Genomic DNA, 16,760 nt, shown 5'->3' on the forward strand with positions numbered 1-16,760 from the left:
CCGTAATAGCTCGGGGAGCCATAGCCGCCGCTGCCTCCGTGGTTGTCGCCCGTGCCATAGGGACCGCCGACGCCTTGCCCGGCGGAGGTCGTTCCCTGGAAGGTGAACTCGGACGGAAGGCTGCCGTTGGAGCCGCCGCCGCCGCCATAGCCGCCGACTGCGCGAGACCCCGCGCCGCCGGAGCCGCCCGCCGCGCCGCCGCCAGCGCCCGCGGTCTGATCATGCGCGGAGAGATCGAAGGTGACGTTATCGGCGAGTTGGACGTTATTGGCGACATTGAACGACAGAGCATTGGCCCCCGCCGCCGACACTTTGCGGCCGGCAGGCAGGCTGAGGTCGCCGGCGAAATTCACCGAGATCAGGCCGCTATTTGAACCGCTCGCGCTCGCATCGGGCGTTATGGAGAAGCCGGATCGCACGTCGCCGACATACCACCAGCCGCCATTGCCGAAATCGATAATGTCGTCGACCGCCGCTCCGCCATTATTGTAATCGACCGTGATCTTGCCGGAATTGATCCAGACCCAAGCGCCTGAGTAGACCGTCGTGTCGATCGAGAAATCGCTCGAGATCGTGTAGGTCGGCACGGTCGCCGGCGCAACGGTCGCGGCCGCATTGGGCAGATCGTCCACCGCGACGATATTGTCGACGAGGATCGAGCCGAAGGGCGTCGACGCGTCCTTCGCGGTCAGCGTCACTCTGTCGAGACCATAGAAGCTCGCCAGCGATGTGTCGAAACGCTGGAAGCCGGCGCCGGCGGCGAGGCTGAGCTCGGCGGTCACTGTCTGTCCGCCGATCGTATGGCCGCTCAACACGACCACCGCCGTTCCGCTCGGAGCCGTATTGGCGAGCTCGAGCGAATAGAGCGTGAAGCCGTCGCCATTCGGCGTTCCGTCGGCCTTGGCCGCCGCCAGCGTGAGCGCGTCGTCATTCGCGCGCGCCTGCGCCGCCGGGCTGATGGCGTCCGAACGTATCAGGCCGAGCGCGTTGGAGGTCGACAGCCGGAATCCGTTCGACGCATAGGCGACGTCGCCCTGGTTCAGTCCGTCGAAATTCAGCACCTTGTCGTAATTGCGATAAGTATCGAAATCATTCGCAGGATCGGGCTGCGTCACCACGACGAGACCCGATTGCAGCGTGATGCGATTATTATCGATCATGACATTCACATTGGCGGTGGTCGTGGACACGACATCGAGCGTGTCGGTCCCCGTCTTGCCGCCGAGAATGCGCGTCAGATCGGCGCCGGCGGTCGAGATCACTGAGACCGGCGAGCCGGAGGGAAGCGTCGCGGCCTGAAGATCCGTGTCGAGCAGCGTCCAGGCGATCGGCGTTGTCGCATTGGCGGAATTATCAATGATGAGCTGCTCCACCGTCTTGTCGAAGGAGGTGAACTGATTGGCGATCGGCTGCGCCGAAACCTCTACCTGCAACGTATCCTTGCCGGACTGGCCGTCGACGATGGTGCGCGCCGCGCCGACGCTGCGCGCCTCGATGAGATCGTCGCCGCCGCCGCCGAACACGCCGAGCACGGTCGCCGGCAGAATGGCGGCGTGGACGTCCAGCGTGAATGTGTCATTGCCGTCGCCGAGCTTGGCGTCGACCTCGGCCAGAGAGCGGAAGGTGACGTCGCCCACGGTGAGGCCGGAGGCGATTCCCTCGCCGACGACGGCGCCGTCGCGTATCACGCCCGTCGTCGTGGCGGCCGGCGTTCCCGAGAGATCGACGGTGAGCTTGGCGAAGTCGCCGGCGCCGGTGACGAGCAAGGGCGCGCTAGTTCCGTAGACGATCGCCTCATCGAGGCCCGCGCCGAGATTGATCGTGGTCGGCCGGCCGGCGCCATGAACGAAAATCTTGTCCACCGCGCCATTGGCGTCGACGACGATCGGCGTCGCCGAGCCGTTTATGGTGACATTATTGGTGGTCGCGCCGGAGAGAGCGATGGTGGTCGCATCGACGCCCTCGAACTCCACCGGCTGCGCCATTCCGACCGCGGTGATGCGGCCGCGCGTCGCCGAAACGGCGTCGAGCGTCAGATTGGAGTCGATCGTCGGGCTCACCGAGAATGCGTCGCCCGCATCGCCGCCGCCACGCGCGAGAACATGGCCGCCGATATTGGCGAGGTTCGGCCCCAGCGTGATGGCGTCCGCGCCGGCGCCCGCATCGACGATCGTATCCGTCGAGCTGGCCGCGATCGTCATCGCGTCGGCGCCGGAGCCCGCCTTCACCGTCACAGTGGCGAAATCGCCATAGGTGACGCCCACATTCGGATCGACCGCCGTCTGATCGGCTCCGCCCATGCCGAAGCCGTAGATCCGATTGCCATTGGCGCCGCCGATGACGCCGACGTTGGCGACCGTATCGCCGTTGTCGTCGACCAGCAGTGTGTCGCCGCCGGCGCCGCCGTCGAGAATGAGCGCTCCGGCGACGCTATTCACCGTCGCATCCGCTCCCGAGACGATGACGGAGTCGGCGCCGTCGCCGAGGAACAGCGAGGTGACGGTCGCAGCCGCGGTGGAGCGCACTGTCGCCGTATCTGCTCCGGCGCCGAGATGCAGCGCCAGCGAGCGAAGATCGCTGTAGACGACCTCGCCCGTCATGCCGAAGCCGGCGATCTCGCTGTCGGAGACGGTTCCCGTCACGCCCTGCGCGAAGCCGGAATTGTCGAGATCGAGCGCGGCGAGACCATCGCTCGCGCCCGTCACGGTCAGCGTTCCGACGATCGTGGCGAGATTGCCGCCGACATTGCTCGTTCCCGTCGGCTCGCCGCTCGCATTGGTCGTCGCGCTCGCGCGGCTGCCGACGAGGATCACATCCTCGGCGCCGCCCGACGCCACTGTCGCCGGCGCATTGGCGGCGACGCCGCGAATGACGATCGTGTCGCGATCCACGCCGCCGACGACCGATACGGCGGCCGCGGCGATCACGCCCTCGAGATCGATGAGCGCGCCGACGCCGGAATCGGCATCGCCGGCGTCACCCGTCAGCGTCGCCGTCTCGGCGGCGTTCAACATCGCGCCCACGGCCATGACGATATTGTCGCCGGCGGCGAGCGACACGGCGCCCGTCGTCGCGCTCATGAAGGAGGCCGCGCCGAAGATGATATCCTCGCCGATCGCATTGCTGTCATGCGTCGAGAGAAGGATATCGCCGCTCGTCGAAGCGACTGTCGCGACGCCGACGCCGCCCGCGACATCCGCCGCGACCACATCGCCCTCGGTGGAAGCGGTGAAGGAGTTCGCCGCGCGATCGGCGTCGATGCGCAACGCATCGGCTTTCGCGCCGATCGAGCCGCCGCCCGCATTGAGAATGAGCGTGGGAGCGCTCACATTGACCGCGACGCCGACGTCGGCGTCGAGGATCGAGCCGGTCGCGGCGAGGCTCACGACCCCGCCCGTGGAACGCGCCGAGCCGAGCGCGAGATCGCCCGTCTCGCTGACGAAGATTCCATCCCGCGCGAGAGCGTCGAGACGCGTCGAGACCGTGCGGATCGGCGAAGCGGTGGAGCCGATCGCGCCGTCGGGCACCGACAGCGACAGAGTGGTCGCCTCTATGCGTCCATTCGCATTGGCGACGATATCGCCATTCGCCGTCGAGATCGACACCGGGCCGAGCGCGTCGAGAATGGCGTCGTTCAGCGTCACCTTGGTGCGCGCGGCGGTCGAAGTGTTGGAGATGGTGACGGCGGTGTGGCCCGGATCGGCCGTCGTGACCGGCAGGAAGTCCTTCTTATAGGTCACATCGACGACGACGTTCTGCGCGAAATTGGGCGTCGCCGCCAGCGGATTGATGAGCCCGATCCGCACGTCGAAATTCGACGCGTTCTGAATGAGAACGTGATCGAAAGCGGTGAGGAAGGTGATCTTGGGCGCGCCCTTGATCGAATCCTCGCCCGGCGTCGTGTCATAGCCGGCGGGCGTCGGGTCTTGTCCCCAGCTCGGAATGGAGAAGGTCGCCGTCCCGGCGGCGGTGGAGGTATTGACGATATCGGGCACGATGAAGACGCCGTTCTGCAGCGTCACCGTGCCTATGCCCTGCTTCTTGACGATATTTCCCGCAGCGTCGATGACGAGCTCGGGAGCCGGCGGGCCGGACAGGAACACATCGGCGTTGAAATCGATGGTGCGCTGATAGGCGACGGTCTCCGACGGATGCTCGTCGCCCGTGTCGATCAGCGCTCCATGTGAGCTCGCATCGACGAAACCCGACACATTGGGCGAGCCATAGGCTTCGACCGTCAGCGCGCGGGTGTGAATGTCGCCGCCGCTCTCCGCCACGACGCGCGTTGTCACGTCGAAATCATTCTTCGCATAGCTGTTGGTCGAGGCGCCGAGACCATTGGTCGTGGCGTCGGCGCTCGCGAGGCTGGTGACGGATTCGTGGCGCGCCTTCACATTGACCGCGCCGCCGCCATTCACCGAAGCGCCGCTGTGCAGATCGACCAGCGCATCGGATGTAGGGCTGGAGGAGCCCGGCGCCGACTCTGGACGGCTCAATGTCGCATGCGCCTCGGAATTGGCGCCGAGCGCGCTCGATTCCGCGACGGCGTCGATCTTCAGATCGAGCGTCGTGACGCGCGCGAGAACGTCCAGCTTGCCGCCGGCGGTCAGCGTCGAAGCGCCGATATCCGTCTTGGTCGCGCCGCCATAGGTCAGATTTCCGGTGACGCGGGTATCGGCGCCGAGACCGCCGGCCGAGGCGTGCGGCGCGGATTTGCCCGTGCTGGACGTGCGCGATTCGACCGAGAGATCGCCGCCCGCGGCGAGCTGCGCGTTGCCGCCGATCGTCGTCGTCGTCGCATCGGAGGCGTTGACGGTCGAGGTGGCGCCGATGACGGAGACGATCGCGCCTGCGCCGCCGTCGCCATCCGCCTTCGCATAATTGGTGGAGTCGGCGAGCACGGTGAGACTCGTTCCCGCCGCAATATGGGCGCCGGCTCCGACGCTCACGCTATTGGCGTTCTTCAGAGTGCTGGTGGCGCCGCCCTCTATGACGGTGGCGCCGCCATAATTGCCGGCGTCGCCAGTCGCGAAGGAGGTCGTGCTCGTCACCGATTGCACCGAGGCCGATTGCGTGGCGGCGATATCGGCGCCGTCGTCGATGGCGACGGTCATCGTCGGATCGATCTCCAGCTCTATGTCGAGCCCTTGGCCGCTCGCTATGCCGCCGCCGGCCGCATAGCCGCGCAGCTTGACCGATGTGGTCTGCATGGCCTTGACATCCATCGCGCAGCTGCGGATGACCGCCCGCTTGCCGACGCCGACCGCCATGATCGGCGCGAATTTGGCCTGCGCGATCACCACGCCGACCGCTATGCCGCCGATGGCGCCGCCATCGATCTCGAGATTGTTCGCAGTGGTCGTGCTGGTTCCGTGAACATCGACCTCGCCGCCGGCGTAGACGGCCGCGTCGTCGCCGATCCGCGCGGCGACCGCGCCATTCACGGTGATGAGCGTCGCGCCCGCAGCGGCACCGATGATGCCGCCGCCTATGGCGATGCCCATGGGCTGATTGGCGTCGAGCGGATTGACCGTGACCGTGCGCTGCGCGTCGATCGTCACATCGCCGACGATCTGTGCCGCATTGGAGCCGATCTGCGTGAACCTGCCGACGATCGCCTGCGACGTTCCCGCGATGGTGAGCTTGCCGACCGCGGCGCCGAGACCGGCGACGCCGGCGACAGACCAGGCGCCGTCGGCGAGGAAATGATTCACATTGGCGATGGATTTGACGCTGACGTCGCGGAAGCCCGTGACGATCGTCGCATCCACGAGCGAGGAGGCCTCGATCGTCGAGGAATCGTCATGCGAGGCGCCGGGCGTCGCCCCCAGCATGGCGCGCGCGGAGCTGTTGTCGTCGATGAGCGACACGGCGCCGCCCAGCGAGACGAAGCCGCTGACCGCGCCGGCGAAGCCCAGCACATGCGCGTTGGAGTCGAGATTGGCGGAGACGGTGAGCACGCCAGCGGCGGGATCGAGCCCGGTGATCGTCGTCTGCGGCGCGATGAATGCCGTCGAATCCGCATCTATGCTCACGACGCCGAGACCGACGCCGAGCGCCGCGGCGCCGCCCGCCACGCCGCCGGCGCGCGCCGTGAGATCGAGCGCTTGCCGCGAGATCACGTCGAGATTGCCGGTCGCTATGTCCGCATATTGCAGAATGCCGGCGGTCGTGCCGCTGGTGACGCCGCTCGTCGCCTTGGTCGCCGAATTCACCCTGCCAGCCGGCGTGTTCGCCGTCGAAGCGCTCCGCGCCATATTGGCGATCTGCGCATTGCCCGCCGCGAGATTATGCGCGGAGCCGCTGGCGCCGGCCGCGTCTATGTCGATCGCATGGCCCGCCTGCGCATCCTCATAAGAGGCCGCGAGATTCACCAGTTGCGGATGCGCGCTGTCGATGATGACGAAATAGACCTCGCCGTCCTTCAGCCCCTTTATCGCATTGCCGCCGCCAGCGTCATAGACGACGGCGTCGCCGGTCTTCAGCCCGCGATCGGCTCCGAGATCGATCGTGTCGGCTGCGCTGTTCACTTTCTGCGCCGGATCGAAGGTCGCCGATGACGCGTCGCTCGTCTGCATGCGGCCGGACAATGTGCCGACAGTGCTCTCGACGAAAGAGAGCACTGTCGAATTATCGCCGCTCAGCGCCGAGGAGGAGCCGCCCGAGGTCGAATAGCTATCGGTAAAATTGCCGCCGACGGAATAGACGACGATGCCGCCGCCGAGGCCGACGAGGCCGGCGCCGGCGCTGATGGCGTTGGCGTTGACGATCCAGCGCGAGAGCGCGAACACATCCGTGTCGCCCTTGGCGCGCACGCTCGCCGCGCCGATCAGCGCCTGCGTGTCATTGCGCAGCACGCCGACGTCCACAGAGGCGCCGACGCCGGCGCCGAGGCTGGCGCCGAGCCCGCCCGCGAAATTGAGGAGATCGAGCTTATTGGTCGCGGCGACGATGACGCTCTGCGAATTGGCGGCGGTCGCGGCGGTGTTCTGATTGATCTGCGCGCCGTCGCCGATCATCGCAAGCGTGTCGGAATCGACGAGCTCGACCGTCACCGAGCCCGCTATGCCGGCATAGGCGCCGGCGCCGAGGCTGGCGCCGACCGACACGATTTTTTCCGATGTCGCCGCGAGAACGGCGACGCCACGCGCGGTCTTCTGCGAAAAGCCGCCATTGCTCGAATAGGTCCCGTCCGGCGCGTCGGAGATGAAGGAGGCGCTATTGGCGTAGGCGTCGACGATCGCATGATCGTCGATAGTCGCCATCGTCGTCTTCTCGATCGAGGTGACGTCGACGGCGCCCGCGCCGCCGCCGGAGCCTATGCCGACGCCCACGGCGCCGCCGATCGCATAAGTCGTCGTGTCGTCCTTGGCGGCGACCAGAACATCGCCCACCGCCGACACGCGCACGCGGCCGGAGATGGACGCGATCGTCGATGTGTCGATGACGACCACCGCGGCCGAGCCGGCCAAGGCGACCTCTCCCGAAGCAGCAATGCCGGCGGCGATGCTGAGCACATCCGTCACCGCATGGGAAACGACGGCGACATCGCCCGCGGCGTTGACGATCGTGTCGTGAGCATTGCCCGTGGTCGCGCCCTGCACGAAGGCTTCCGTCGCGCCTTTCAGCACGGGCGCGGCGAAGGCCGGAGCCACGGAGAAACCTCCCGAGCCCGCGAGGCCGCCGCCGATCGCGAGGCCATTATAGGCGCGGCCCGCCGCGACCAGCACATTTTGTCCCGCGCCCGCGCCCGTATCCTCATCCGCATTTATGCGTGCGCCCTGGCCGATATGCGCGAGCGTGTCGATCTCATGCACGCTCACCGAGCCGGCGAGCGCGCCCGATCCTTCGCCGGCGATGGCGACGCCGACGCCGGCGCTGGTCAGATCATTGACGCTGACCGCGACGATGATCACGCCCGATTGCGTGGCGACGAGCGGCTTGCGATCACGATTATTCGCGAGCGTCGGATCGTTGAAATTCTTATTGCTGATCGACGGAACGCCGGTGCTGTTCAGCGTCTGCACGACATGGCGCGCAGTGGCGGCGACGCCCGTGTCGACGAGATCGATTCTATGGCCGTTCAGCGCGTCGGCCTTATTCGCCGCGAGCGCGAAATGATTGTCGTCGATACGAATGACGTAATAATGCCCACCCGTCTGCAGACCGCCGAGCGCCAGCGACTGGCCAGTGTAGATGACTTCCTGGCCCGTGCTGAAGCCATGCCCGGCGACATGCATCGCATCGGCGCCGTAATCGACGGCGGAGGTCGCGAAATCCTTGTAGACGCCCTGCTGCTGCGCATTGGCGGTCGCAGGCGGCGCGCCGAACTCGCCCGTATCGGCGACGATTCCGCTCTTGCCGGATTTCGCCAGCGCCGTCACCGAAGCGCCGGCGGCGATATAGGCCTCGGTCGTCTTCTTCACATAGCCGACGCCCGCGGCGATTCCGCCGGCGCCTGTACCCGCGGCGGCGATATTGCCGGACACTTGATCGAGCGTCGTGTCGTCCTCGGCCGAAACCAGAACATTGCCATCCGAACGCACGACGGCGCCCGCATCAATGTGCGCCTTGCCGGCGAGGTCGAGCACGGAGACGCCGGTGGTCAACCCGCCCGCGCCCGTGCTGGCGCCGGCGACAGCCGCCGAAACCGAGGTGACCGTCATGTCGCCCTGAGCATTGACGATCACATTATCGCCGCCCTTGGCCGTCGCGCCGGCGCCGATATAGGCTTCGAGGCGGCGCTTCACATAGCCGGCGTCCGCGCCCGCGCCAATGCCGACCTCGCTGCCAGCGATGGCGCCGGCGACTCCGACCAGCGACAAATGTCCGTGCGAGACAATATCGACATCGTGATCCGAATGCAGGCCCGCGCCCGCGGCCGGCGTCACGCTCGGCGCGTCCTCGAAGGCGAGCGCGCTCACATCGATATAGGTGAGGGTGAGCGCGCCGGCGCCGGCGCCGTCACCCGCGAAGGCGCCGCCGACGCCGATGATGACGACGGATTCTCCAGCGTTCGCCTCGATCGAAAGGCCGCGTCGCGACTGGCCGCCGACATCCGTGAAAGCCGCGCCGGCACCGCCGGCCGAAAGAGTCGCGGCGCCGTCGACATAGGCTTTGGTCGTGTCGAGAATGGTGACGTTGGTCGCCGCGAGGCCGACGCCCACATCGCCGCCGGCGGCGAGGCCGCCCGCTATGGCGACGATATTGGCCGTGTCATCGGCGGTCACGCGCAGATTATTGCGCGCCGAAAGATTGGACGTCGCGCCGACCACGGCCGCCGTCACCGTATTGTCGATGACGTTGATCGACAGCGAGCTGGCGAAGGAAACATTGTCGCCGCCGGCGCCGCCGAGCGTGAGCGAATGGATCGCCGCCGTCTCCTCGGCGTCGATGATAGCGTCGCCATTCGAGTCGATGGTCGAGCCGTCGACCTTCGCCGTCACCTGATTGGCGATGTAATTGGCGCTGATCGCTGCACCCACGGCGCTTCCAGAGCTGGAAATGGCGACGCCGCCGGTCAGCGCGTTGATCGTCGACTCGTCGCTCGCGCGCACGCTCACCGAGCCGCCGGCCCCGGCCGTCGTGCGCAGCGTGGAGCTGTTGGAAACGACCGCCTCGATGGTGTTGTAGACGCCATTGACCGAAAGGCTCGCGCCGACCGTCGCGCCATTGCCTTTCGAGCCGCCCACTGCGGCGGCCGCAATCTTGCCGGCGACGGAAATCGGCCCGTCCTGCGTCGAATGCGCGATCAGGCTGATCCCGCCCGCTCCCGCGGTGATGCTGGAATTGTCGACCGTGGCGCGCACTTGCAGCGCGATCTGATTCCAGCCGAGGCCGACGCCATAGGCCTGCCCCTGCGATCCGACGCCGAGCGCGCCAGCGACCGCATAGATGACCGAATTGTCCTTGGCTTCGAGCGAGACGCCCGAGGCGATCACATCGGCGTTCTGGATCGTCGCGAGAATCGGCGCGGAATTGTCGCGGCCGAATATCTTCTCGTCGGTCGAAATGATATTTATGCCGAGCGTGAAAGCCACGGCCTTGCTGTCCACGCCGCCGCCAGTCGCAATGCCCAGCGAAACGGCGAAAGCCCATAGTGTCTGATCGTCGATCGCGAGGATCGACAGATCGCCGCCGAGCGTCAGCGCGCTCCGACGCTTCTCGCCGAGCACGCCGGCGATCGTGTTGGCGCTGAGCTGATTGAAGCCGAGCGAGGCGCCGACGCCCTTGGCTCCTGCCGTATAGCTGGCGCCGCCGCCGATGGCGATGAGCTGCGCCTCGTCCCGCGCGGTGAGCGCCGCATTGCCATTGGCGCTGACCTTGGCGCCGTCGATCGTCGCCTTTGTGGTGTCGACAATGCGATTGACGGAGACCGAGCCGGCGAAAGCGTCGCCCTGCTCATTGGTGTTGGCGGAGACGGCGGCGGAGAAGCTCGCCAACGTGCCGCCGCGCGTCGCTTTCAGCGAGATTTCATCGCGCGTCGCGAGCGCCGCCGCATGGCTGGCGATGACGAGCCCATTGGCGTCCGGCGCGCCGGAAACATCATCGGCGATGAAAGCTTCCGTATCCGCCGTGAGCTGATTGAACGCGAAAGCGCCGCCGATCGTCGTTCCGCCGCCGAGACCCGTGCCGGCGTTGACGGAAACCGCGACGCCGCCGACGATGGCGACGATCGTCTGCGTATTATCGGCGGTGAGCGACAATGTTCCGACCGACAGCGCACCGCGCGCATTTATGTAGGCGAGATCGGTGTCGCGAATGAAATTGATTCCGGCGCTGCCGGCGACGCCATAGCCGCTCTTGGGCTTGGGCGCCTCCTCGAACAGCGCGGGAAGCGAAATGCCGTCAAGCGGATCATTCGCCGAGGAGCCGAGATTTTGCGGCGCGCCCTGCGGACCGGTCAGCACAGTCGCCGTGCCGACGACTCCGACGACGACGCCCGTCGTCGTGGCCGAGAGAGACGTGTCGCCGACATTCATCGACACGGCCCCGACGGGCGTCGCATTCGGATCGCCGCCCTTGCTAGGATCAGCGCCGATAAAGGCGAAGACCTTGCGCTCGACGTCATTGACGAGCGCCGACATTCCAAGACCATTCGAGCCCTTGCCGGCGACGATGATCGTTCCCGCGATCTCCACCTCGGTTCCGCCCGTCGTCGCGGCGATGTCCACGCCGCCGCCGCCGGTGACCGTCGGCCCGAAGCTCGCCGTCGCGACCAGCCCGGCCTCGACGTCGCTGCGTTGGCGCAGTGCGAGCCCGTTGCCGGCGAAGGCGAATTGGCCGCCATCATCCGTCTTGCCGCCCGACTGCGCGATGGCGAGACGGAAAATATCCTCGGTCGCATGGATGGTCAGCGCGCCGCTCGCGCCAATGCCGACCTTGGCGTCGCCTTCTATCCGCGCATAGACGGTGTTTTCTATATCATCGACGAGAATGGAGCCGCCGATCGCCTTGGAGCCCGAGCGACCGAAGACATCGACCACATCGCCGCCGCGCAGCAGCTCGCCGGCTTTCTTATTCTCGAATTTCGCCTTGCCGAACGGGCTTTCGCTCAGCGACCATTTGCCGATGCCCGCCATTTCGGCGAATTGCATCATCACATCGGCCATGACAGTGACCGATTGCGTCGCCGCGGGATTATATCCCGCCGATGGCGGCGACTGATTGATGCGGGCGCCGGACTGAACGACCGCCGTGCTGTGGTCGATATAGACATTCACGGCGATGGAGCCGGAAACGGACGTCGCCTGCGTGTCCTGGGCCTTGGCGCGCGCCATCACCCAAGTGTTCATGAATTTCGAGCTGACGCCGAATGTGCCGTCCAGAAGATCGGTCAATCCGCTGACGCCGCGCGTGACGATGTCTTGCGGAATGCCGAGAACGAGATCGAGCGGATTGATGAGGAATGGATAGGAGAGCGAGGATGCGACCTTCACCGTCTCGCCGGCGTCGATGATCGTGTTCCCAGCGATGATCGCATTGGCGTCGTTGAGATAGACGCCGACAGCGAAAGAGAGATCGACCGCTACCGCGGTCGTCGATTTCGTCTTCGATTTCGAGACGTCCGATTGCGAGATGAGCTGCGTGCGCTGCGTGCTCGTCGCCAGCGCTTCGACATTGTGATCGGTCTGCAGCGTCGTCGGCTTGGCGGCGGTCGCGTTCTTGCCGATCGTCGCTTCGACATCATTGATGACGACATTGACGGCGATGGCGCCGCCGGCGCTCAGCCCGTCATTGGTGATGTCCTTTGTGACGTCCTTGCCCGTGTTCGGATCAGTGACCGTCTTCTTGCCGCTCGTCGCAGACGCCTGGCCGAAAATCGTCGCGAGCGCGATGTCGGGCTTGGACAAGATGTCCTTATATTTCGTCGGATTGAACTTTCCGCCGACTTCCGGCTTGGCCTTGCCGCGCGTCTGCGAGTCGAGGATCGCCTGAACGCCTATGCCGATCGTGTTCGTGCTCGCCGCCAGAGCGTGATCGGCGCCCTTGCCGTCGCTGGTCAGATCGATCGGCTTGACCGCGGAGACCTCGCTCGCGTCCTCGACGAGACGGATGTGATTGTCGTCGACCTTGACGACATAATATTGCTCGCCCGCGGTGAGGCCGCGGATCTCGCGGTCGCCGGCGGTGAGGTCATGCACATTGCCTTGCGACGCTTGATAGACGCGATCCTCGGCGATGACATGCATGGACGCCGCGCCCGGATCGGCCAGCGTGACCAGCGCGCCGGTGGTGGCGTCGCGCAGCTCGAAGGAATCGGCGTCGACGACGACGAGCTTATACTGATGACCGCTCTGCAATCCGCCGACGGCATGGGCGCCGAGCGTCTCCAGCGAGGCGTAGTCGACGAGCAGCGGATCGGCCGCAGTCGCGACGAATCCGTGGCTCTGCAGGTAGATCCGATTTGTCGTCGTGTCGATGCGCGCCAGCGTGACGCTCGCCGTCGTTTGCGTCGCGGCATTGACGAAGCTGTGCGCGCCGAGCGCGGCGCCTTGCGCCACGGAGACGAGGACGCCGTTCGTATCCTTCAGCTGGAACAGATCGTCGCTGACCTTCTGCACCATATAGACGGCGCCGCTCGTCAGTCCGCCGATCGGCGTGCTTCCGCCTGCGTCATAGGTGACCTGATCGCCGCTCGAGAAGCCGTGTCCGGCGATATGAATCGTCTTCGCCGTGGCGTCGATCGCGTCGAGCTCGAAGGCGCGCGACAGCGTCGTCGATTTGGTCGGGTCGACGGCATAGATGACGGCGTCGCCGCTCTTGAAGCCGTGATTGGCGATGGCGATCGTGTCGAGCGAGCCGTCGACAGCCGTGCTCGGGTCGAAGCTCTTCACGGCGCCGATATAGGCGAACGCATGTGTGGCTGCGGAGCCGGGATCGGTCAGAGTGATCCGGGCATTCGTCTGCGCGTCGCGCAATTCGAACGTATCGGCGTCGGTGGCGACCAGTTTATATTGATGCGCCGCCTGCACGCCGCCGAGCGGCACATCATCTTCAGAGAGCGAATCATAGGTCACGTCGACCGGCGTTCCGATCGCGAAGCCGTGATTTTTGACGTGAATGCGGCCATTGGCGTCCACTCTCGCGAGCGTGACCTCGGCCTTCTTATTGTCGGACGCGCGCGTGAAGCTCTGCGTTCCGAGCGCCGAGCCCTGGGCGATCTGAACGACATTGCCAGAACTGTCCTTCAGACGGAAGCTCGCATCATCGACCCTGTCGACCGTATAGACGGCTTTATCGGCGAGGCCGGTGATCGCCGTGGCGCCGCCGGCGTCATAGGAGACCTGATCGCCCGTCTCGAAGCCGTGCGCGGCGATATGAATCGCATCCGCGCTCGGATCGATGGCGTCTATGTCGAACAGCTTGGCTTTGACGGCGTTCAGCGTCTGCGTCGCGGTGGGATCGACGCTCGATGGGTCGAGATCGATCGATGGCTCCTTGGAGAGCTGGATATGGTCCTGATCGACGACGATGACGTAATAGGTCTTGCCCTTCTCGAGCCCGCCGACCGCATCGCTCTGCTGGCCCTGCACCGCGAGAACGGTGGAGCCGGCGACCGATGTGTTGACGAGATAGGGCGTGTAGACGACGGCCTGGCCATTGGCGAAGCCATGCTTGGGAAGCGTGATGATGTCGGTGGAAGGATCGACGCCGCCGACCGGATCGAAGGTCTTCGTGTCTTCGCTTTCGCTCGCGGCCGTGCCCGCCGCCTTGATCGTTCCGTCGAGCGAGGCCTTCACCGTCCCGAATTCGAAGGCGAGCGCCACGCCGACGCCGGCGCGGCCGTCGATGGCGCTGATCGTGCTAGCGTCCGGCGTCGTCTTGGTCGCGCCATTGGCGATGACATTGACATTGCCGCTATGCGAGGTGATCGCCGCATCGACGCCCACGGTCGCCAACGCCGTTAGATCCGTATGCGCTATGGCGATGGCGATGGACGAGGCGTTCGGATCGACCGTGCCGACGATGTTGGAGGAGGCGCGCGCGACCGTCTTTGTCGCGGTCGAGCCCTTGGCCGTGATGGTGATGCTGCCACTGGCGTCGATGGTGGTGGAGCCGCCGATATTCGCCTCGACGTCGCTCTGCGCGAGGCCATAGCCGCCGGCGAATTCGAGGCCCGTATATTTCGCGAGGCCGCCGCTGCCGAGCGCCGAGGCGATCGCGAACACTTGCGTGTCGACCTTGGTTTCCGCCTTTATGTCGACGGTTCCCTCGGCGATGATCGTCGCGTCGTCGACATTGATCTTGGCGTCGGCGCCGCGCAGAATCACCGAGAGATCGATGCCCGTCGCGGCGCTGAGCACGACGCCCGGAATCTGCCCCAGCAAGCTCGTCAGCGAGCCGGTGAAGCCGGCGGCCGACGCCGGCGCGTCGCTGTTGAGATTTACGTCCTTTGCGGTGGCGTTCACCTTGAACGAACCGCCACGCAGGGTCGCGCCCTGAATGTCGATGGCGGCGTCCTTCGCCGTGAAATCGCCCGGCCAGATGACGAGACGCGTCGCGACATCGGAGGTCGCGAGCGAAATCTTGCCGGCTTTGCGTCCATGCGCCGTATCGGCCTCTGCGAGCAATTGTGCATCGGGTCCGAGTGCGATGCGGGCGCCGCCGGCGAGGCTCGTCGTGCCGTCGGCGTTGGTCTTCTGACGCCCGAAGAGAATCTCGCCGGCGTTGCCGCCCGCGAGCTCCGTCGAGACGATCGCGGAGCTCGCGACATTGCGCAGCGTCATCGTCACGGAGCCGCCGCCGCTCGGCGCGAAGGTCAGCATGTCGCCGACGCTGTATCCCGCACCCGCGGAGCTGAGCCGCGCCGTCGCCACGCCGTCCGCATCGACGACAATGGTGGCCTCGGCGCCCGCTCCGGCGCCGCCGGTCGCCGCCACATGCGCATAGCTCGCGCCGGCGGTCCAGGAGCCGCTGGAGCCGGTCTGATCGGCGACCGTGCCGACATAGATCGTGTCGGCCTGCAGCGTCAGCGCGCCGCCGTGCAGCGAAATATCGCCCGAGACGCTGACGACGCTCTTATGCGTCAGATGATTGTCGCCGGGCAGCAGGCCGCCCTCGTCGAACGGATCATAGCCCGAGAGCAGCGTATTCACCGACAGCGCCGCATGAAACGTGCTGTCGAGCGAGGCGATGTCGACGCTGTCTGACCCCGAGCCGCCCCGCACGGTAAGGGAATGCGTCGGCGCGCTGAAGGTCTGGCTCTCGAACTTACCGTTCAGGCTTTCGAGCGTCATGACGCCATCGACGGCGGTTCCCGCATCGTTCAGCCGCGCCTGCACGCCGCCGGAATTTCCGGCGAGCGACCCGAGATCGAAAGAGAGATCGGCCACGACGCCGCTGATCGTGACCGGCTCGAGACCGCGATAGGCGACGAGGCCGCGGTCGAACGCGATGATCCCGCTGTCGGCGCCGGTCGCCGTCGAGACGAGGCTCTGCGCGACGCCGACATCGAGGACCAGCGTGTCGAAGCCGCCCGCGCCGCCATCCACCGCGCCGGCGAGACTGCCGCTCGTCGAGAAGGTGAAAGTGTCGCTGTTGTCCGCAGCGCCGATGAGATTGGCGAAGCCGCTGAAGACGAAGGCGCCGACGGAGCCGGATCCCGCGCCCTCGACTCGCCAGTCGGCGTCCGTCGCCGCGCCGATCAGCGTATCCGCGCCGCCGCCGACGAAATTTTGGACTCCGTCGAAGCTCACATTCGCCGGGCCGCTGATCGCGCCGGAGCCGTCCTCGCGCAGCGTCCAGGTGGCCGCCTCGGCGGAGCCCCAAATCAGCGTGTCGGCCCCCTCGCCGCCAGCGAAGGTGAAATTGGGCAGCTCCCGGCCGGCGAAGGACGCCGCATCGATGGTGAGCGTGTCCGCGCCGGCGCCGCCGGCGATCGAGACGCGCTGGAGACCCGCGAGATCCGCGCTGGCGAGAACCGCCGAATTGCCACGGTCCACGACCTCGACCCGGGGAGCGGCGGCGACGCCGGCGGGGTCGACGAGCTGGATGACGACGTCATGAGCCTGCTGCTGTGGAGCGGCGGCCGCCAAATTCACGGCGAGCACGTCCGCATTCAGCAGAACGCGCGGCTCCAGAGTGTCGAACACGACTTTCGGGCGTTGTGACGCCACAGGAACGAGAGCCGTCGAATTCTCGAGCTCAAATCGTCCGTCTGCGATCCTCTGCGGCTTGAAAAGCCTCAGGAAAGACAGGCGTCGCCCGCGATTTTGAAACGACTCCGCCGTAGACATCAGCCAACCCCACAAAAATAT

General features: G+C 66.2%; 1 protein-coding gene. It reads right to left on the reverse strand.

Annotated features, from left to right (window positions below; translation table 11 throughout):
* A partial coding sequence (locus tag C5689_RS16125) for an LEPR-XLL domain-containing protein (RefSeq protein WP_158271824.1) occupies positions 1–16,619 on the reverse strand: 16,619 nt, incomplete at its 3' end.
* Positions 16,620–16,760: the final 141 nt, after the last annotated feature.

It is taken from the genome of Methylosinus sporium (assembly GCF_003113265.1).
GTDB classification, from domain to species: Bacteria; Pseudomonadota; Alphaproteobacteria; order Rhizobiales; family Beijerinckiaceae; genus Methylosinus; species Methylosinus sporium.